Source organism: Larkinella bovis, assembly GCF_042655385.1.
In the GTDB taxonomy this organism is placed as follows: Bacteria; Bacteroidota; Bacteroidia; order Cytophagales; family Spirosomataceae; genus Larkinella; species Larkinella bovis.
Genome location: NZ_JBHSMA010000002.1, coordinates 278293 through 299558 on the forward strand (window position 1 = coordinate 278293; position 21266 = coordinate 299558).

At 55.9% G+C, this 21266-nt stretch carries 13 protein-coding genes; 6 read left to right on the forward strand and 7 right to left on the reverse strand.

Features of this window, described 5'->3' with window-relative positions:
- Positions 1-68 precede the first annotated feature (68 nt).
- From ACFPMF_RS08485 to ACFPMF_RS08500, 4 genes are all read right to left on the reverse strand, one after another.
- Positions 69-209, reverse strand: a complete 141-nt coding sequence (locus ACFPMF_RS08485) for a class I lanthipeptide (RefSeq protein WP_379843129.1) — start codon at positions 207-209, stop codon at positions 69-71.
- Between the two features lie 181 nt (positions 210-390).
- Entirely contained in the window at positions 391-1329 is a 939-nt protein-coding gene (locus ACFPMF_RS08490) for an LLM class flavin-dependent oxidoreductase (protein WP_379843132.1), read from the reverse strand.
- Between the two features lie 119 nt (positions 1330-1448).
- The gene (locus tag ACFPMF_RS08495) at positions 1449-1595 is read right to left on the reverse strand and encodes a class I lanthipeptide (RefSeq protein ID WP_379843134.1); all 147 of its coding nucleotides are present in this window, start codon (positions 1593-1595) and stop codon (positions 1449-1451) included.
- Between the two features lie 256 nt (positions 1596-1851).
- On the reverse strand, positions 1852-3420 hold the full coding sequence (locus tag ACFPMF_RS08500; RefSeq protein WP_379843137.1) for a glycoside hydrolase family 43 protein: 1569 nt from the start codon (positions 3418-3420) through the stop codon (positions 1852-1854).
- 128 nt (positions 3421-3548) lie between these two features.
- Between ACFPMF_RS08500 and ACFPMF_RS08505 the strand changes: the two genes are divergently transcribed.
- A complete protein-coding gene (locus tag ACFPMF_RS08505) occupies positions 3549-3770 on the forward strand; it encodes a hypothetical protein (RefSeq protein WP_379843139.1) in 222 nt (73 codons plus the stop codon).
- A gap of 14 nt (positions 3771-3784) precedes the next feature.
- On the opposite strand, the gene ACFPMF_RS08510 is transcribed toward ACFPMF_RS08505, so the two are convergent.
- A complete protein-coding gene (locus ACFPMF_RS08510; RefSeq protein ID WP_379843141.1) occupies positions 3785-7612 on the reverse strand; it encodes a PVC-type heme-binding CxxCH protein in 3828 nt (1275 codons plus the stop codon).
- Between the two features lie 281 nt (positions 7613-7893).
- Here ACFPMF_RS08510 and ACFPMF_RS08515 point away from each other — a divergent pair, with 281 nt between their 5' ends.
- The 5 genes from ACFPMF_RS08515 (at position 7894) to ACFPMF_RS08535 (ending at position 18247) form a co-directional block, all read left to right on the forward strand.
- Positions 7894-8511, forward strand: coding sequence for an RNA polymerase sigma-70 factor (locus ACFPMF_RS08515; protein ID WP_379843144.1), 618 nt, complete (start codon positions 7894-7896; stop codon positions 8509-8511).
- A gap of 82 nt (positions 8512-8593) precedes the next feature.
- The gene (locus ACFPMF_RS08520) at positions 8594-9586 is read left to right on the forward strand and encodes a FecR family protein (RefSeq protein ID WP_379843147.1); all 993 of its coding nucleotides are present in this window, start codon (positions 8594-8596) and stop codon (positions 9584-9586) included.
- An 11-nt stretch (positions 9587-9597) separates the two neighbouring features.
- Positions 9598-13122 (forward strand): SusC/RagA family TonB-linked outer membrane protein, encoded by a 3525-nt coding sequence (locus ACFPMF_RS08525; protein WP_379843149.1) that lies wholly within the window; start codon positions 9598-9600, stop codon positions 13120-13122.
- Positions 13123-13169: 47 nt separating this feature from the next.
- Complete coding sequence (locus tag ACFPMF_RS08530; protein ID WP_379843151.1) at positions 13170-14702, forward strand: RagB/SusD family nutrient uptake outer membrane protein; 1533 nt, start codon at positions 13170-13172, stop codon at positions 14700-14702.
- A gap of 107 nt (positions 14703-14809) precedes the next feature.
- Complete coding sequence (locus ACFPMF_RS08535) at positions 14810-18247, forward strand: VCBS repeat-containing protein (protein WP_379843154.1); 3438 nt, start codon at positions 14810-14812, stop codon at positions 18245-18247.
- 128 nt (positions 18248-18375) lie between these two features.
- Here the strand turns inward: ACFPMF_RS08535 and ACFPMF_RS08540 are convergent, their stop codons facing one another.
- The gene (locus ACFPMF_RS08540; protein WP_379843157.1) at positions 18376-18624 is read right to left on the reverse strand and encodes a hypothetical protein; all 249 of its coding nucleotides are present in this window, start codon (positions 18622-18624) and stop codon (positions 18376-18378) included.
- Between the two features lie 336 nt (positions 18625-18960).
- Positions 18961-21219 carry a TonB-dependent receptor gene (locus ACFPMF_RS08545; protein ID WP_379843159.1) on the reverse strand — a complete coding sequence of 753 codons (2259 nt, stop codon included), beginning with the start codon at positions 21217-21219 and terminating at the stop codon, positions 18961-18963.
- Positions 21220-21266 lie beyond the last annotated feature (47 nt).

A 21266-nucleotide genomic window follows, 5' to 3' on the forward strand; every position in this document is an offset into this window, starting at 1 on the left:
TTTTTAGAGTGGAAAAGAAGGAGCGAATCGATTCTTTCCCGGATTTGTACTTTGCGGAAGAGCAGAGATTACGGTTCGCAGATCTTGCTGGTGCAGGCGGATTCGGTTTCCCGTTTCGGACGGCCCCCCACGACGTTCAGGGCTTGCGCTTTGGACAGTGAAAGAATGGTGTCAGTTTTCAGCGTGATTTTTGAAACTTGCTTTTTCATTGGTATTTGTGCGTTTACTGGTGTGTGATAAGCCTAGGCTGTGTCGTTCCTTCCCGTGGCCTTTTGGGTTGGGCCGATACAAAGATGCGGAGCCGTCGGACGTTCCGGAAAACGCAGCTTGTAACGGGTGGAAATGGGTTGGTAACTGGCGGAAAACCGTCCGTGACCGGTTGCCTTCGTTTCAGGCGGCCGTTGCCAGCGTTGCCGGAACGAAAACAGAACCGGCGTAGGCGCTGCGGTGCCGGGCCAGCAGTTCGATGCCGTTCCGTTTGTGGGCGGTTTCTTCGGCCATGTTCATGAAAATGAACTCATCCACGCCGTAGAGTTCCTGCCACTTCGCCAGTTCATCCAGAATGAAGGTCGGGGAGCCGATGAGTTCGTTGTACAGCCCAAACGGCCGTTGCAGCTCTGCCTGGATTCGGCAGGCCTGTCGGGTGGTTTCGGCACAAATCCCGGCTACAGCCAGGTTGATTTCCGGCTCCCGCCCGTGCTTTTCGGAGAAAACCGCCCGGTATTCCTGCAATTTTTCGGCTTCCCGCTGGTGATCGATAATCTCGGTATGGAACACCGATTTGCAGAGCGAACCCGCCGGGCGGGCCAGCGCCGGAATATTGTTGAGGTTGGCACTCAGCGACCAGTAGGTAGGCACATACCCGCCGACCGGTGCAATCAGTCCGGTGTTTTTCTCGGCGTATAAATACTCGTACAGGTCCGTACTGTTTTTCACAAACCGCGCCACTTTCACTGCCGGAACCGACAAATCCACCTCCGGAACCAAAAGAGTCCGGATTTCCGGCGGAACCCCGCCCCCGGCCACGCCCAGATCGATGCGGTTGGGAAACAGGTTGTTCAGCACTTTAAACGTCGACGCCACGCGGTACGGATTATGAAATGCCATCAGCAAACCGGCCACCCCGACCCTGATCTCGCTGGTCATACCGGCAATGATCGGCAGCAGTACTTCGGGATTGCTGTAGGGGGCCACCGTGCCGTAGTGTTCGCCGAGCCAGAACCGGGTGTAGCCCAGTTCTTCGGCCAGTTGCGCATACTCCAAAATAGTATCGACGATGTCCAGCGGACTGACACATCCCGTTCCGAACTCAAGAAGTCCCAGTTTCATGATTGTGGGGGTGACTAATGGACGAAGTGAAGAGAATAGAAAAGACAAAGCAGCATTTGGTGAAAATGCTGCTTCGACATCATCGGGTTAGGGGATTGGGCCAACCCGGTCCGGTCGGATTAGAGCTCCGTCGGGCAATAGCCTTTCGTGGTGCAGCCGCCATTGGTTTGTTTCGGACGGCCCCCCACGACGTTCGCAGCCTGTGCTTTGGACAACGAAATGATTTGATCAGTTTTTAGCGACAATTTGGCAATTTGCTTTTTCATGGTGTAAAAAAATGGTGTGATTTTGTGTGCCTACTCTGCGTCGGTTTTCGGCTTCCCCGGCGGCTTTGTTGGTGTTGCCGGTACAAACTTGACATTCTGGGGGCGAATCCTGAAATCACATCTTGTAACGGGTAGAGATTTATTGGCAACTGGCAGGAATCGGCCCATAGGTCGTTGGCGGGTGGTTGGGTTGGGCAATAATGCTCTACCCGTGGCAATCGCTCGGTCTGAAAAAGAAGGAAAACCGGGCAACCCGCTAGTCGTACATCAGGTTGATAGCGCGAACGGCACCCGCCTGACCGGTTTCGCCCGTGACGCTCAGGCCGACGCGCGGGGCTCGGTCCCAGCGGGGCAGAAACGAGCCGTCGATTGGGGTTTCGGTCAGGGCCTGAAACCGGGTGCCCGGGGTGGCCCAGCCGAAATGGAAGAACTGCCCGAACCGGCTGCGGACCTGTAGGGTGACAGCCCCGACGTTATCGGGAAGGGGGGCGGTTTTTAAAACGGTCCGGTTGCCGTCTTTCACCTGCCAAAGTTCCAGCGACCCCTTGCGAACCCCCATTCCCAGGGCGTTGGCGGCATCGCCGTAAATTGTAACGCTCTGCAAAATAGCTGGTTGGGGTTCGATTTCGGCGGAGAGCGTATACGTGCCTTTTTTGATTACAAACCCCAGGAAACTACCCGCTGCGGTTGCTGCGGCAGGGGTGAGGTGCAAGGCGTTGTTGTGAACGGCAAAAGTTGGTTTGGGCTGGCTTACATCCCACACCCAGGTCGTTTCAGGGGCGTTTTTTGAGAAATCCAGTGCCAGATCGGTACCCGGTTGCTGATCGTTCCGCAGCGGGGATTCGGCCTGGGCGGGCGTGGCGGTTCCGTACCGAAACGCGGGCCATTGAGTTTTCGGGTCCCAAACCAGTTCGCTCAACACGCCCTGCCGACCGGTGAAAGTAAAATCCGTTCCGTTGTAGGCGTGGTGCAGGTAAAAATACCGGTTGTCGGGCGTCGTCACCACCGTGCCGTGACCGGGACATTTCCAGGCATTGTCGCCCACCAGCACCGGGTTGCCGGCGAATTTTTCCCACGGCCCCTGCAATTTTTCCGCCCGGGCCAGCCCCACCTGGTAATTACAGTTCGCTCCGCAACAGGCATTGCCCGAATAGATCATGTAAAAATACCGGCCGCGCTTGAAAATCGCCTGCCCTTCCGCACCGCCCCCTTCCCAGGTATTGCGTTCGGCGGTCAGCAGCGTAAAGGCTTTGCCGGTAACTTTCAGGCCGTCGGCTGCGAGTTCGGCCCCCAGAATTTCGATGTCTTTGCCTTTGTCCAGTCCGTAGGCTTTCCAGGTAATGTACAGTTTGCCACCGTCTTCGATGACAAAGGCATCGATGGCTTCGGTGGTCCACTCGATCAGTAAACCGTGGTCGGTGAAGCCCTGCCGGAGGTCGCGGGTCGAGGCCACGCCGATGTACGACCGTTTGTCGGCTTTCCGGCGGGCGGTGTAATACACGAAATAGGTCCCGTTGCGGTAATATAGTTCCGGTGCCCAGTAACTGCCCATGGTCCAGTCGGGTAAGTTCTTGAAAACCGGTCCGATGTACGACCAGTTGACGAGGTCTTTCGAGGTATACATGGGGTAGGCCGGTCCCCATTCCGAGGAGGTTCCGACGGCATAATAGGTATCGCCCACGCGGATGACTGACGGATCGGCAAAATCCCCGGCAATGACCGGATTGCGGTAGGTGGCGGTTTTTCCGGGCGTCCGAACGGATTGGGCCATGCTGTTGACGACCACGAAAAGGGCAAAAACGCAGGCTATGAGACGGGTATTCATCGGCTGATTTTTCGGATTGGCTTCTAAGGTCATAAAGGTAATCATCCAAATGGAGTCGGCTTCGAACCCGATAAATTTACCTTTACCATTCAGCGGCCGTTGCTACCGACCTGCTGATTAAAACCGCCATGGAAGGGCAATGGGTTGATTGCCCATTTGCAGCCGATCCGGCGGCTAACCTGAGCGACCACTGGAACAACGCCCAAACCGTGGTTTGCGGTCTGGACGGTGATGAATCCATCAGAAAACAACCCATCGAGCGACTGAAGACAGTCTATCCCGACGGAACCGTCATCACCCGCGGGCGGTTATGGAATGGCAAAACCGGTACGGTTTCATCCCAGCGATAAAACCGTACCGGTTTTTATTTTTTCGCCTGTTTCACCGGCTCACTGGTCCGCAGAAAGGCCACCAGGTCAATGATTTCGCTTTCCGTCAAGGCATCGAGTAAACCGGTCGGCATCATGGAGTTCGGCGTTACTTCCCGCGATTGAATCTCCGATTTATTGAGCACTACGGGATCCTGACCCACCACGCGCAAGGTGAGTTGTCGTTCGTTTTCGCCGGCAACATTGCCCGAATACGTCCGTCCGTCGCGGGTCGTGATCACCACCATTTTGTAATCATCCTGAATTTCTCCGCTGGGATTCAGGATATTGCTCAGCAAATAATCCAGGTTGGCGCGGTTCGAGCCCGTAATGTCCGGGCCAATGTTACCGCCTTCACCGTACATTTTATGGCAGGGGCCACAGGTGCGCTGGAAAACCAGCCGTCCTTTCGCGGTATTGGCCGCCACGAGCGCCCGGTCGGAAAGCAGTTTCTGGTAGCGGGCGTACGCTTTTTCGTCAATGCCATTTTGTTCGATCGGCCCCCAGACTTCCACAAAACCGCTGCCGACGACCCGCAACAACTGCCGGGCCGAATACGTCGGGACATCCCGTTTCGGAAGGCGGTTATTCTTCAGCGCCTGCGTCAGTTGCCAGCCGTAGCGGGGCCGCGACGACATGGTCTGCACCACCTGCAATTTATCGGCGGCACTGAAATCCGGGTAACGGGCCAGCAGCAATTCGCCCAGCGACTCCCGGTCATACCCGGCAATGGCCCGGATGGTTTCGGTCCGTAGGTTCGGTTCGGTCAGCAGGTTGGGAAATTCGGGCAGTAATTCCGGGCGTTGCCGGGCCGCCACCGATTTGAGGGCTTTCAACCGCTGATCGAGGGGCGCTTTCCGGTTTTTCAACGTGGCCAGCGACTGCCGGGCGGTTTCTGTATCGCCGAATTGCTGGGCAACCTGTTGGGCAAGCTGGGCGGTTTTGGGATTGGTTTTCAGTTTGGCATAAACCGTATTCCAGTTGGCCGGTGTTGCCAGATCCGAGCGGCCTTCCAGTCCGTCGCGCATGCCTTCCAGCAGACTGATCTGGGTTTTGGGCGATTTGCCGAGTGCCGTTATCAGCGTCGCCGTCTGGTCGGCATCGACGGTTCGACGGGCGATAAACCGGGCCACCATCGGGATTTCGCAGCGGGCGGCCAGGTCGAGCGCGCGGGCCGGATTCTGTTTAACGAGCGGTTCGAACCCAAACCAGATCATTTTCGGGAGATTATGGTCGTCCTTGTCCTCGCCGTGAAGCATCAGCCCGCCCGCCAGTTTCCAGGCGGTTTCGGCATCGACCCGCTGGAGCGCCGAGGCCAGATACAGCCGTACCACCGGGGATGGGTCTTCGCGGGCCATCCGAACAAACTTCTCCAGCGCGCTGGCCGGTGCCGACCGGTCTTCGCACAGCAGCTGAACGGCCCAGGCCCGCACATGCGCGTCCGGATCGTCCAGGGCTTTCACCAGGGCAGAGGGGTCAAAACCGCCGGTGGTGTGCAACGCCCACATCGCCCGCAACCGGTAGTCGGCATTGGGCTGGTGTTCAAACAACTGGCGGAGTTGCGCGTGGGTCTGGCCGTCGAGTTTCCCTTTCGTCGCCCGGTTTTGCAGAATAAGCCGGGCGCGCCGGGCGTGCCAGTCGCTTCTGGACGTTTGCAGATTCACCAGTTGCTGGTCGGTCATTTTGGTAAGGTCCGAATACCGGCCCGCGAAATTTTCGGCGCGTGACGTTTTGGGCATTACCCGGAAAATCCGGCCGGTTTCGCCGTTCAGCACTTCCTTGCCGCAAATGTCGGCATCGTGCCAGTCCAGCACGTACAGCCCGCCATCCGGCCCGATTTCCATGCTGAAACCGACCCACTGGGCGTTGTTAGCCTGCAAAAAGTCATCGCCGTGGTGCCCGGCATACCCCGAACCCTTCGGTTCCAGCACATCCGATAAAACCGCGTGTTCGTGGATATTGGCCATGAAAATCCGCCCCTGTTCCGAGGTTGGAAAGGCATCGGACTGGTAGACCCGCGCTCCGCCGTGGGCTGAACGGTGGCTGTGGTCGGCAATGGTTTTGATGTCGTTGTAGATGTACGGATTAAAGTGCTGCCCGCCCTGCCGGTGGTAAATACCGCCCGGAATGACGTGCCAGAGGTGCGGAATGACGCAGGCCGTCATCACCAGCTGTCCCTTCGCGTTGTAGTCGATGCCCCAGGGATTGCTGAAACCGTGCGCCACTACTTCGAACCGGTCTTTGATTGGATGATACCGCCAGACGCCCCCGTTGATGTCCGTGCCTTCACCCTGCAAAATGTCGTCGGGAAACGGGTCGTTATGTTTATACAATTTCCCTTTGCCGTTCGGTTTGCGCACTTTTGAGGGGGTGGCAAACCCCTGTAAGCCGTAGAGCCAGCCGTCGGGACCCCAGTGCAGGCTGTTCAGGGTTTCGTGGCGGTCGCGGATGCCCCAGCCCGTCAGCCGGACTTCAATGTCTTTGACATCCGCCCGATCGTCGCCGTTGCGATCCGGAACGAACAGCAAATTCGGGGGAGCGCCCAGATACAGGCCGTCGAAACCGACCGCCATGGCCGCCGGAAACGGAATGCTGTCCAGAAAGACCTTCTGGCTGTCGGCCACGCCGTCGTGGTTGGTGTCTTCCAGAATCAGAATCCGGCTGTTACCGGCTTTCGAAAAACCGTACCCCCGCGATTCATAATCCCGGTTTTCGGCTACCCAGAGCCGCCCCCGGTCGTCCCAGCAAAACGCCATCGGCTGCGTAATCATCGGTTCCGACGCCCAGACGTTAACCTGATAACCGTCTTTGATCGTCATGCTTTTGACGGCTTCGTCGGGCGTCAGGAATTTGGCTTCCAGCCCTTCTTTCTGGGCGATGTTCCAGAGCGATGCGGTTGAATTCTGCCCGCTGAATTCGCTCCAGGTCTGGGTTAGTTTCACGTCGTTCAGCTCGCCCGTATAGACCACCAGTTGGTGACGGATGATTTCGGTATCGCCTTTTTCAATTTTCCAGTCGCCGTTGCGCGCCCGGGCCGGACCAATGCCCATTTGGTTGTCGACGCGCCAGGTTTGCGGGTAGCCCTTGTTTTCGGGATGGTCGAAAATGGCAATATGCGCCAGATCGTTCCGGCCTTCAACCTGTATGCCCACATCGACCCACATCGACCGTTGGCCTTCGGCTTTTTCGTTGCGTTGCCGGGCGGCATTGATCACTTCGCCTTTGATGCCTTCGCGCCAGGGCATCCGCAGAAACAAACCGCCATAATCGTATTTCCCGATCGTTACCTCGGTATTGGCTTTGCCTTTCCATTCCAGATCCAGCAGGAATTTGCCGTCTTTTTCGCGCATCGACCAGTTTTGGGTTTCGGTCAACACCGCCGTTCCTTTTTCATCCAGGAGGTCGTAAACGGTTTGCCATTTCACTTCCGTTCCGGTAGTTTGCACCACCTTGGCCGACACCCGGCGCCAGTAGTCGCCCTCCGGGTGGTGGAAGTAATCCCGGCCGTTGACGCGCGTAAACCCCCAGTACAAACCGGTCTGGTGCTTGTGGTGGCCGGGGCTGTATTCCGTCAAAATTCCTTTGCCGTCGGGGGCCACGATGGGGTGGAGGTAGGGCCGGAAATCCGGTTTCGCATTTTGCACCAGAATAGGCGTTTTTCCCCCCACGCGGAAGACTGAAATCGAGCCGGTTTTAAGGTCCTGTTTGAGCAGCAATCTGGGGGCAGCCACAGGCGGTTTTTCCAAGTGGGTGAACCGGGAATGTAACAGGATGCTGCCCGAGCAAATGATGAATAAGGCGAGAAAGACAACTACGGATTTCATGATGGTTGAGGAGCCTGGGCGGTTGAAGGCCCAATTTAGTACTAAAGGTCCTGAAATAAACAGAACTACTGACGTCATTCCCGGGAATATGCCGATTCGGGACCGCAAAAACCGCCCCGTTGGACCGAACGGGAATTCCCTGGAAATGAATTGACATTATCTCGGGCCTTTATTCGGCTTTAGGAAAACTTTTTATTGGAATCGTACGATTTTAATGCATACATTAGCTAATTGTTACTACGTTCTCCAATCAGGGAACTGAAACGTTCAACGGGCATTTCATGCGGATCCGAAAAGTACCCATTCGGTTAGGCCAACATGCTGAAAAGGAGGTCGCCCATCGACTGAAAATGGGTGAGGAGAAAGCTTTTGAGGAAATTTTTTACCGGTATTACAAACACCTGTACGCCATCGGTCTCAAGTTTCTGAAGCATCCGGATCTGGCCGAGGACGCCGTTCAGGACGTCTTTCTTAAATTGTGGGATCACCGCGAAACCCTGGACGAAGCCTACGCCATCAAGAACTTCCTGTCGGTTTCGATGAAAAACCACGTCCTGAACGTGATTCGCGACCATCACCAGACCATCTGGGAATACATTTCGGCCGACGTGGAAGAGCGCCTGGGAGAAGATACGACGAGCGCTGCGTTCCAGTTGCAGGAATACGGTGCGATTCTGGAACGGGGCATGAAGGAATTATCCCCCCAGCGCGAGAAGGTGTTTCGGCTACGCGTTTTCAACGGCCTGAACAACGAGGAGGTTGCCGGACAGTTATCCGTATCGGTCAATACCGTCAAAGTGCAGTTTTCGCAGGCTACGAAGTTCCTGAAAGATTACCTGAACCGCCACGCCGATCTGGAGGGCATCCTGCCCATTTTGCTTTATTTTCTGTTCTTCTGATATTTTTTCGCGGACCAATAATACTTCCCGGGTTGTAATGTGTATCTATTAAGGAAAAGTAGAACTATTCCTGAGTACGTTGATGGATACATCTCTTCTACAAAAGTATATACGCAACGAGTGCACTCCTGAAGAAGCCCAGGCGGTTTTGCTGTACCTGGCCACCGTTGACGGACAACGTCAGTTGCAGCATTTGCTGGAGGCCGACCTGACGGAACCGATCGAAATCGCCCTTGACGCCACCGACCGGCAGAAGGCCCAGCAACTTTTCAACCGCATCCGAGCCCATCGAAAAACCGTACCTGCTGAACCCGTCAGTGTACCCGTTCGCCGGATCCGGACAACCTGGCACTGGCTGGCCGCGGCTGCTGTCGTCGCCCTGCTGCTGGGCGTTGGGTGGGTGACCCTCTACCAACCGCTGTTCCCGCCCGAACCGATCTCCGTAAAAACCGAATACGGCCAGACCCGGCGGGTGGTGCTGCCCGATCAGTCGGTGGTGACCCTGAACGGTAATACGACCATCCGGTACGCCGGTCAGTGGACAAACGATATGCCCCGCGAAGTGTGGGTGGAAGGCGAAGCCTTCTTTGAAGTTGTTCACACGCCGGATCATCAGCGGTTTCAGGTGCACCTGCCGGGCCAGATGGGCGTCGAGGTGCTGGGTACGCGCTTCAACGTATACACCCGGAAAACCAAGACTATGGTGGTGCTGAACGAAGGCCGGATTCAGATGCGGGTTTCGGGTGATCCGAAAAATCACCTGGAGATGAAACCGGGCGAAATGTTTTTTGCCGACAGCCAAACGCAGTCATTCTACAAAAAGATGGTGAACGCGCAGGCGCGTTCGTCCTGGCGTACCGACAAGCTGATTTTTGAAGGAACGACGCTCGGCGAAATTGCGCAGATGCTGAACGAGACGTACGGTCTGGAAGTCGAAATCCGGGACCGGGAGTTGCAACAGCAGCAGGTGACGGGAACCATCCCGAGCAAAAATGCCGACACCGTTCTAAAGGGCCTTTCCGGCCTGTTTGACCTGAAAATTACCCGAAAAGCTAATCATATTGTCATTGAATAAACTCTATAGGCATGAAAAAGATAGTATTGTTGCTGTGGGGCGTGGTTTTGGTTGGAACGCTGCCGACCCGCGCCCAGATGATTGCAGCGAATGGACATCGGGTGTGGCAACAGGAAAAGGATGTGGCGGCACCGATGGTAACGCTCCGCACGGCTTTATCGGAACTGGAAAAACAATACCGGGTGTCGTTCATTTACCGCACGGACTTGGTCGATACCAAAGTGGTTTTGAATGGGCACCGGGAACGTACGGTCGAGGAAGCGTTGACGAACCTGCTGTCGGACAAAGGATTGACATTTGAAAAAATTCAGGCCAACTTTTACGTCATTGTTGCCAGCAAGGAAAAAGGAACCCGGTTTTTTCGAAAAGTCAACCAGATCGAAAAGAAAGGGTTTGATGCACCATCGGGCAACGAACCCCTTACCTCGGCCGATCTGAACCTCATCAAACTGGAGCGAATCGGCTATTCCGTCCTATCGGGAGATCGGCTGGTCGAGGATGTGAGCGGCAAGGTGACTGATTCGGAAGGCACGGGCATGCCGGGCGTCAGTGTCGTGATCAAAGGCACCACGCGCGGAACCACCACGAACGGTCAGGGAGAGTACGCGCTCAATGCGCCGAGCAATGCCACGCTGGTTTTCAGTTTTGTCGGTTACATGACGCAGGAAATACCGCTGAACAGCCGGGCACTGCTGAACGTAACGCTCGTGCAGGACGAACGGGCACTGGAAGAAGTGGTGGTCGTGGGATACGGTACGCAAAAGCGGGCGTCGGTCACCGGGGCGGTTTCGTCCGTAGCGCCGAAAGATCTGACGGCCCTGCCGGTGATCAGTGCCGAGTCGGCCATGCAGGGCCGGGTGCCGGGGGTTCGCGTGGTGAATAACGGAAGCCCCGGGCAGGCGCCGATCGTCCGGATTCGGGGCGTAGGGTCCATCAACTACGCATCGGGTCCGCTGTACGTCATTGACGGGGTGCCGTCGGGCGACCTGAACAACCTCGATCCGAAAGACATCGAGTCGCTGGAAGTGCTGAAAGATGCCAGCGCGGCCGCCATTTACGGTTCGCGGGCGTCGAACGGGGTCGTGATTATTTCAACCAAAAAAGGCTCGAAAGACGGCAAACTGCACGTCAATTTCGATACATATTTCGGAACGCAAAGTCCCTGGAAAAAACTGGATCTGCTCAATACGCAGGAATACATTCAGTACGCCACCGCCTTACTCGGGAACGCCAAAATTGCGATGCCCGCCCGGTTGGGCAATCTCAACACGCCGATTTACGACGGGGCATCGCAGACCTTCGCCCAGACCGAAACCAACTGGCAGGATGTCATGCTCCGGCCCGCCCCGATTCAGCAACACCAGTTGTCGGTTTCGGGCGGCAACAGCATCTCCCGGTTTTTCGCTTCGGCGGGTTATTTCGACCAGGAAGGCATTTTGATCGGAACGAATTACAAACGCGGCAATGTCCGGCTGAATTCCGATCACCAGATCAACAAGTTCCTCTCGTTCGGGCAGACCTTGATGATTTCGTACGACAAAATGCGCGGGGAGCAGGGCTTTGGCGGGGGACGGACGGCGGTGATGCAGGCGATCCGGAACCTGCCCTACTGGCCGGTTTCGGACCCGACCAAAGTGGGCGGCTATAGTTCGCCGACGGCCGCCGACGGTTCGGACCCCGACAACCCGGTGCGGATTGCCCTTCAGGATCAAAGCTACAACCAGCGGATTAAACTGCTCGGAACGCTGTTTACCGAAATCAAATTCACGAGCTTCCTCAAATACCGGTTTAGCTTCGGAGCCGATGTGGTGACCAATTTGGGCAAAAACATTTTTCCGATTTACAATGACGGGTACAAAAGCCGGGTACAAAATAACATCCAGGACAACCGGGCGTCCTATTACTCGCCCATCCTGACCAACCAGCTGACGTTCGACAATACCTTTGGCAAGCATTACATCAATGCCACGGTGGTGGCCGAGAAACAGAGTTTCCGCAGCTCGAGCCTGAACGGAAACGGCTTTCGGCCGAACAACGACATCAGCGTCTTGCAGGGTATTTCGAACCCCGGGGTCACGAGCAGCCTCGACGAAAGCAGCCTGATTTCGTACATCGGCCGGGTGAATTACGAATTTGCGGGGAAATACCTCGTCAGCGGATCCGTCCGGCGGGATGGTTCGTCGCGGTTTGCGCCGGGTAACAAATGGGGAACCTTCCCATCGGCTTCGCTGGGCTGGCGGGTCAGTGAAGAAGCCTTCCTGAAGTCGGTTCCGGCCATTTCGGAACTGAAAGTGCGGGCGAGCTACGGCGAAACCGGTTTCAACGGCATTGGCAGCTACGCCTGGCAGTCGCTGATTTCGGCCGATAACACCAATTACGTCTTCGGGGCCAACAAAGTGCTGGGTTCGTATTTCGATGCGCTGGGCAACACCAACCTGAAATGGGAAACCACCAAAATGACCAATGTCGGGGTGGATCTGGGGCTGTTTGGCAATAAAGTGACGTTTACCGGCGAAGTCTATAACCGCAAAACCGACGGGCTGCTGCTGAGCGTCCCGATTCCGAACTCCATCGGCTATTCGTCGTCGCCCCTGGCCAACATTGGCAGCATGAAAAACTGGGGGTACGAGTTTCAGGTGGGTTACAACCAGAACGAAGGCGATTTCCGCTGGAACGTGTCGGGGAATCTGGACATTACCCGCAACAAAGTGCTGAGTCTGGCGACGCCGAGCGCGACCATTTACTCGGGTAACAATGCGGATTTTGGCGGGGCCGATATCACCAAAACCGAAGCCGGACAGCCGATTCAATCGTTCTATGGCTATCTGGTAGAGGGCATTTACCAGTCGGTGGATGAGGTCTACAACTCCCCAACACCGCAATCCCGGCCCGTAAACCGCGAAGATCATGATCCGTCGAAAAACACGTCGGCGGGCGATATCAAGTTTAAGGACGTCAACGGCGATGGCATTGTTAACGCCAGTGACCGGGTTTATCTGGGTAGTTACATCCCGAAATTTAGCTACGGGGTCAACTTTGGCGCTAACTACAAAGGATTTGATCTAACGGTTTATTTACAAGGGGTTTACGGAAATAAGCTGTACAATGGAACGAAGGTAATCGAGCAGGGGATGCTGCGGTTGTTCAATGCCGGAAAAGACGTGCTGAATGCCTGGACGCCGACAAATACGGGAACGGACGTGCCGCGCGCCATCAGTGGCGACCCGAACAACAACAGCCGGACGTCGGACCGGTTTATCGAAAGCGGTTCGTACATGCGGGTCAAAAACCTGAGCATCGGGTATACGATTCCGGCCAGTGTACTAAGCCGACTGACGGTTAATACCTTGACGAAAGCCCGGATTTACGTTTCCTCGCAAAACCTGCTGACGTTTACGAAATATACCGGACTCGATCCGGAAATCGGGGTGAACGGTAGCGCGGGCGACGCCAGTAAACTGCTCACCAACGGGATCGACTACGGCCAGTATCCGCAACCGCGTACCTTGCTGATCGGCTTGAACATTGGTTTCTGATCCGAACCCCTTTGATGAAATAGCGAACCCATTAACGAACGATTTCAATGAAAAATAAAATTATTCTATCCGGTGTCCTTTTCCTGGGCCTGTTGATCGGTTGTCAGGAAAGCGATCTGGACAAACTGAACCCCAATGGGGTGACGGTTGATACGTTTTATAAGAACGGGGCCGAGCTTTCCAGCGCCGTCAATGCCGTCTACGCGCTGGGGAAAGCCAATTCGCTGACGTCGCGGGAATGGTTTTTCCTGCACGATCTGCGCAGCGATGACGTGTCTGCGGGCGGGGGGCAGCTGGAAACGCCCCGGAACCAGCTCCTGATCGGAAGTTACACCACGGACAACAGCGTTGCGGGCTCGGTCTGGCAGGGCTTCTATCGAATGATTCACCGGGCCAATGCCACCATTGACCTGTCCGAAAAAGTGGCAGACATCCCGGCGGCCGACAAGGCCCGGATGCTGGCTGAAACCCGGTTTTTGCGGGCCTGGGCGTATTTCGATCTGGTTACGATGTGGGGCAATATTCCCTTGTATAAGAATTACGTCACATCCGTGGAAGGGGCCCTGCCACGTTCGCCCGAAAAAGAGGTGTACGATTTTATCATTGCCGACCTCAAAGCCGCGCAGGAGGCTCTCCCGACTACCTACAATGCCGACAACCTGGGCCGGGCCACGAAAGGAGCCGCCCAGATGCTGCTGGCGCGGGTGTACCTGCAACAGGCCGATTACGCCAATGCCAAAACCGAGCTGCAAAAAGTGATTTCATCGGGCGTGTACAGCCTCGTGGATGAATACACAGACAACTTTCTGGAAGAAACCGAGTTTAACAAAGAATCGATTTTTGAAATTAACTTCTTCCCGGCGGGCGGTAACTACAACTGGGATGCCGACGGCAACGGCGCGACGTCTGGGACCGAAACCGTTCGGACGCAGGAATATTCGGCCATTGGCTGGCGGAACCTGATCCCGTCGAACAGCCTGCTGAATGAGTTCGAGAAAACCGCTACGGGCCGCGACCCCCGGTTTGCCAAATCCTTCTATGTCACGGGTGATAAATACAACCTCGACAAAAACGTGCTGACGGATGCGGCCCAGAACGGCAACTCGTCGGTGGTCGACGGGCAGACGATCAAAGTAAGCTGGCGGAAATTTTCGCTCATGTATAAAACCGACCAGTCGTTCCTGACGGGGGGCATCAACCAGCGGATCATGCGCTACGCCGAAACCCTGCTGGCGATGGCCGAAGTGGAAAATGAACTGGGCAATACCGCCGAAGCCGTAAAATACCTCAACATGGTGCGCGCCCGCAAGAGCGTCAACATGCCACCTTATCCAACCGCGGCTTATCCGGTGAGCACCAAAGACCAGGTGTTTGCCGCCATTGTGCACGAACGGCGCGTCGAACTAAGTGGGGAACAGGTCCGGAACCGGGACCTGCTGCGCTGGCGGAAAGCCGGTAAACTGAAGACCGAACCGTTTACATATTTCCAGAAAAATAAACACGAACTGCTGCCCATCCCGCAGCAGGAAGTGGACAACAATCCGAAAATTGAACAGACTGACCAGAATCCGGGCTATTAATACCCGGCTTCAACTATGATGAAATAGGAAACAGGCGAGGGGCAACGGTAAACACCGCTTGCTCCTCGCTTTATTAGTATTGCGATGTGGTTATTTCGCTAACAGCCATGCGGTTACTTTCTCTTTTCTACCGGCTTTCGCTATTGCTGACGGTCGGGCTGATAGCCTGCCGGGAGCAGGACGGCAACACCCTATTTCAATCGGTTCCGTCCGGCAAAACCGGCATTACCTTCGCCAACACGCTCACGCCCACCGATTCGTTCAATGCCTTTACGTTTACCAATTTCTACAACGGTGGGGGCGTCGGGATCGGGGATGTTGACAACGACGGCAAACCGGATGTTTTTTTCGGCGGCAATCAGGTCAGTTGCCGGCTGTATCTCAACCGCATCGATTCGACGACGAATCAATGGAAATTTGAGGACGTAACGGAAGCCGCCGGTTTGATCACCAATCGCTGGTGTACCGGCATTTCGATGGCCGATGTCAACAGCGATGGCTGGCTGGATATTTACGTGAGCGTGGCCAAACACCCGGCCTTGCCCCATTCCGAAAACCTGTTGTTTATCAATCAGGGCCTCAAAAATGGAAAACCGGTTTTCCGGGAAATGGCCGCCGACTACGGCCTGGCCGATGCCTCTTTCACCACCCAAACCGCCTTTTTTGATTACGACCTCGACGGGGACCTGGACGCCTACCTGCTCAATACCGGCCCGGATCTGCAAAATCCGAATTACCTGCGGGTGCCGATCAACGACGGCTCGTATCCCAGTACCGGTAAACTTTTCCGTAACGACGGGATCGGTCCCCGGGGCCACCCGGTTTTTCGGGATGTTTCCAAACCGGCCGGTATTGTCTACGAGGGGCTGGGGCTGGGGCTGGCGATCAGCGACATCAACCGAGACGGCTATCCCGATGTGTATTGCTCCAACGACTTCATCAGCAGCGATATTCTCTACCTCAATAATGGCGCTACCAACCCGGCCAATCCGACGTTCACCAACGTGATCCGGCAGGCCACGGCGCATACCAGCCTCTACGGCATGGGGCTCGATGTGGCCGATTTCAACAACGACGGCTGGCCCGACATCTTCCAGCTCGATATGCTGCCGGAGGAGAACGCCCGCCAGAAAAAAATGCTGGCCGGGCAGGATTATGACCGCAAGGAACTGAGCATCGCCGAACCCTATCGCTACCAGATGCAGTACATGCGGAATTCATTACAGCTTGGGCTGGGAACTGAGCCTGGAGGGGTTGCTCCGATAAACGCTGCCGGGACTACCCCGGTGCCGGTTTTCTCCGAAATTGGCCTGCTGGCGGGGGTGGCTAAAACCGACTGGAGCTGGGCCGCGCTCATGGCCGATTACGACAACGACGGGCGGAAGGATTTGTACATCACCAACGGGTACCGCCGGGATGTGACCGACCGGGATTTTATCTCGTTCACGGAAGAGTTCTCCGGTTTCGGGACGACGGAATTTCAGAAGGACAAGCGGGAAGAACTGCTCCGGAAAGTGCCCGAGGTTCAGGTACCGAATTACGCTTACCGCAATGCGGGTGACCTGACGTTTACGGATGTGTCGAAAGCTTGGGGATTGGCCGATTTGTCGTACTCCAACGGCGCAGCCTATGCCGATCTGGACGGCGATGGCGATCTGGATCTGGTGGTCAATACCGTCGATTCGGAAGCGCTGGTGTACCAAAACCGGGGGCAGGAACATCATCCGTCTTCGTATGTGTCGATCCGGCTGGACGGACAACCGGGCAACCGCCAGGGGATTGGCGCCAGGGTGACGGTTTGGGCCGGTGGGCAGATGCAGTACGCCGAACTGTCGCCCGTGCGCGGTTTTCAGTCGTCCGTCGAACCGTTGCTTCATTTTGGGCTGGGCAACGCCCCCGAAATTGATTCGCTGCGGGTGGAATGGCCCGGCGGCAAAACGCAGAAACACTACCGCGTCAAACCCAGCCAGCGCCTGACGCTCCGGTTTGATCAGGCCCGCGAGGCAAAACCGGAACCGGTTGACCGGACGGAAAAGCCGCTGTTTGCGAATGTAACCCGAAGCATTCCATTGGATTATCAGCACCGAACCTCCGATTTTGTGGATTTCAAGCAGACGGCGGCTCTGCATAAAATGTTGTCGCGCAGCGGTTTTGCGCTGGCTTCGGGCGATATCAATGGCGATGGGCTGGAGGATTGTTTCGTAGGCGGGACCTACCGGGGGAGTGAGGCCGGTTTTCTGCTGCGCACCCCCACCGGCGGTTTTCGGAAAAAGCCATTCCCGCTTCACCCGAAATACAACGATATGGCGGCCTTGCTGTTCGACGCCGACGGTGATAACGATCTGGATTTGTACGTCGTAGCGGGCGGAGCCGAAAAACCGGCTTCCGATACGGAATTTTACCGGCATCGCTTCTACCTGAACGACGGAAAGGGCGATTTTAGTCCGGCTCCGGCCAGTGCCCTGCCGAATGTGTCGGGCAGCGGCTCCTGCGTGGTGGCGGCCGATTTCGACCGCGACGGCGACCTGGACCTTTTTGTGGGCGGGCGGCAGATTCCCGGCCACTACCCGCTACCGGCCCGGAGTTACCTGCTGCGCAACGATGGAACAAACGGCGCTTGCCGGTTTACGGACGTCACGGCCCAGCTTTGTCCGTTCCTGCTAAAAGCCGGTTTGGTTTGTTCCGCCCTCTGGACCGATTCCAACCGCGACGGCTGGCCTGACCTGCTCCTGGCCGGGGAATGGATGCCGATCACTATGCTGCAAAATAAGGCCGGAAAAACCTTCACTCAATCGCTCAATCGCCCGATTGCTCAATCAAGCGGCTGGTGGAACAGCCTGGCGCAGGGCGATTTCGACAACGACGGTGACCTGGATTACATCGCCGGGAACGAAGGCTTGAACACGCTCTACCGGGCGTCGGAAACGGAACCTGTCCGTATTGTGGCCAAAGATTTCAACAACGACGGGACCTTCGATCCGTTGATGGGGTATTTCATCAAGGGCGTTAGTTATCCGGCCATGCCGCGCGACGCGCTGAACCAGCAGGTGATTCAGTTTCGGCGGAAATACCAGCGTTACGCGGATTACGCGAAGGTTGAGTTTGCCAATTTATTGAGCAAAGAGGACCTGGACGGTGCTTACCAGGCCGAGGTTACGTATCTGCAAAGTGCCTACCTCGAGAACCTCGGCAATGGCGAATTTCGGCTGAGTCCGTTGCCCTTGTTGGCGCAGCAAGCGCCGGTTAGTGGCATTGTGGTGCAGGACGTTAACCACGATGGAAACCTGGATGCGGTTTTGAGCGGTAATTTTTACCCGAACGAAGTCAATATGGGGCGGCAGGATGCGTCGTTGGGGCTGGTGCTGCTGGGCGACGGGCACGGAGCGTTTCGGCCGCTGCTGCCCCGGGAAAGCGGTTTGCGCATTACCGGCGACGCACGCCGATCGATCTGGCTGACCGGAGCCGGTGTGGATACCTTACTGGTGACCGCCGTCAACGGACGGGGACTGGAGATGAATCGGTACCAACCGGCAGCGAAAAAATGACCGGATTAACCAGACAGGCCCGGGCAATATAAACCCGGCAAAGCAAATCGAGTGATTTTGCTTCACGTAGGAAGGCGTCCCGGCGGAAAGGAAAAACGATGCGGGCAGGAAAAAGAGGGAGCGTAGAGTTATTGCTTCACGACGGCGGCTGAGGAAGTTAACGCTCTGATTTCATCGTCCAGAACATCTTTCAGGATGCTCAGAATATCGGCTGCCAGGAGTTTTTCGCCATCGTCAATAAAGCGGCTGTACGATTCGTAAAGGACGTTGCACCGCCGTTCGAAGCGCGTGGTTGGGTTAATCGTAAACAGAGTAGGCGGGTTTTTCAATTGACCGGCAATAACAGACTCTCGGGTTTTACTGAACAAGTTGGTCATAGATACAGGTGATTAAGAACATCTCGCGGACTGTTGCGCAAAAGGTCCGAAAAATAGTAAAAAATTGCTTGCACAAGAATGGTGGAGATACACGATATTCTTCATGAGCAGGTGCAAATTCTGTACCAATCAAGCCTAAAAACCGCTATACGACTGTAATAAAGCCAATTATTACGTCGCCGAAAGCATCAGGCAAAAAAACAAAACCCGGCTCGATCGGCCGGGCTGTCGGTTAATTCTGTTCAACCCATGCGGGTATGCTTTCGTTTGAGCAAAAACCGGACCAGAGCAAGAGAAGGTGAAGAACCGGATTGCGGGTTTTTTCGGCCGACCGGTTTACCAGAAAAAGGTCCAGCCCAGTCGGGCAAAGAAGGGGGTACCGGGCGTAAAATGAATTTCGTCAACGGGAGCGGTTTCGTTTTGCAGCCGGCTTTCGGTGGCAAACTGCGTCTCTTTCCAGCGCGTGTTGAGCAGGTTCTGGACCGATAAACCAACCTGGTAACGCGCCCGTGTATAATTCACCTGCAAATCGGTCACAAAATAGGATCGGGCCACAATCGAATTGTCTTCGTTGGCGGGCCGATTACCCAGGTAGCGGTACCGTAGCGAACCACTCCAGCGACCGGCCGGTTGCAGCGTCAGACCGCCCACGGATGTAAATGTGGGGGCCAGGGGTAAATAAGCTTGCCCCATTTCGGCACCGATCGCCCGTGGTTTGGCCGTGTTCAGATCCAGATCGGCGTACAGATGGCGGGTCAACTGGTAACGAACCGACAGATCGAGGCCATACCGACGCGTTTTTCCGCCCGGCTCCACCACGCCTTCGTCGCCGACGTACACAAACTCCTGCTGCAACCACAGATACCAAGCAGCCGCGTTGATGAGTAGTTTCGGGAATGGTTTGAAAATCGCGCCCAGGTCCGAGCCATAGGCCGGGGGCAGAATCTCGCGCCCGTTCTGGGGAACCACCACCCGCGTGTCGTTGGAGTGAAAACTCTTTCCGGTATTCAGGTACAACTGAAACCGGGGATTCGCGGTATAATACAAATTCAGCTTCGGCGAAACGATGGCGGCATCGGCTTGTTGCATACCGGTTGCGGGTTGGAGCCGGTCTTCGTACTGATTGCGAAAGTAATCAAACCGCAGCCCGGCATTGAGCGAAAAACGGTCGGAAAACTGAATCAGTTCGTCCACATAGGCACCCGCGTTCAGCTCGTTGATGTTACCAAACTGCCGCCGTTCCAGCGTTTCTATCCGGTTTCGGGTATGCGACAGTTCCGACTCGCGCGTCATATCCTGTCGGTACTGAAAACCGGCGGTGGTGGTGAACTGAATCTTCCCGGCATTGTCAGTGCGCGAAATGCTGCCGTTATACCCCCACAGGTTCCGCCGTTCTTTTTGCCGAATCTGGTCGCCGTTGATCGGGTCGTTCAGGAAAAAAGTAAAATTGGAGTAGAGCTCAAAATCGTAGTGGCTGTAAAAAAGCTGGTTTTTAAGGGTATAATTGCGGGGCGTGACCGTTACGAGTTCGGCGTTGGCGTTGGTGCGTCCGGTTTTTCCGCCTTCGGTGGGGTCAATGGACCCGAAAAAGCCGACCAGACCGGATTCAACGGCCCGGTCGGGAATCTGGCCGGAATGGTTCCATTGGCTCCAGAATGTCGAACCGGTCAGGGTCAGATGGGTAGTGGGCGACAGGTGACCGTGGTATTTGCCGAGGACGTTCAGTCGTTTGAAGTGTTGGGGATGATCGAAGTACGAGTCCGAATACGAATACTCGGAAGCCAGGTACGCCGACTGGTTTTTAGCCCGGCCCCGTTGGCCTAACAAATCCAGGCCCGCAACGGCCCGGAACGTGCCGTACTGCCCGCCTTCCAGCTTGACAAAACTGCGGTCCAAAGCGGTGCGGGTTCGGAAATCGGCCCAGCCCGCGGTCGTGAAATTTCCTTTGTCGGTCGTGTACGGCCCTTTTTTGAAATCCACTGCTTCGATAAGTTCGGGAATCACAAAGTGCAGGTCGGCGTATCCCTGCCCGTGGGCGTGCGACACCATATTGACCGGCATACCGTCCACCGTCAGCCGGATGTCGGTACCGTGGTCGATGTCGAAACCGCGCAGAAAAATTTGTTCCGCCTTCCCGCCCCCCGCGTGCTGGCCGATGAACAAACCGGGCACCATCCGCAGAATTTCCTGCGAGTTGGTGATGGGACGCATTTTAATGTCCAGGCGGCTGATTAGCTGCTGGTCACGCGCTTGCTGTGCGGAAACAACGACTTCGCTCAATTCAATGGCCGACCGGTTCAAAACCGTCTTGACTACCACATTCTGATCGTCTGGCACGGTCACCGTTACCACGGTAGACTGGTAGCCCAGGTGGGCAATTTCAATCTTGTACGGGGCCGCCACTAAACCAACGAAGCGGTATTGCCCCAGCTCATTGGTTACCGTCCCCTTGCCAACGCCCGTCAGTTGAACGTGGACTCCGCGCAGGGGCTGGTTGGTAGCGTGGTCGGTGACCGTCCCGGTGATGCTGCCGAGATGGGCAAAAACCGGCAGGCTCATCAGGATGAGTAAAAAAGCATAAAGCAATCGTTTCATAGGGTTGTATTCGCGTCGTCAAACCACAAATTTAGGACTTTTGGGCT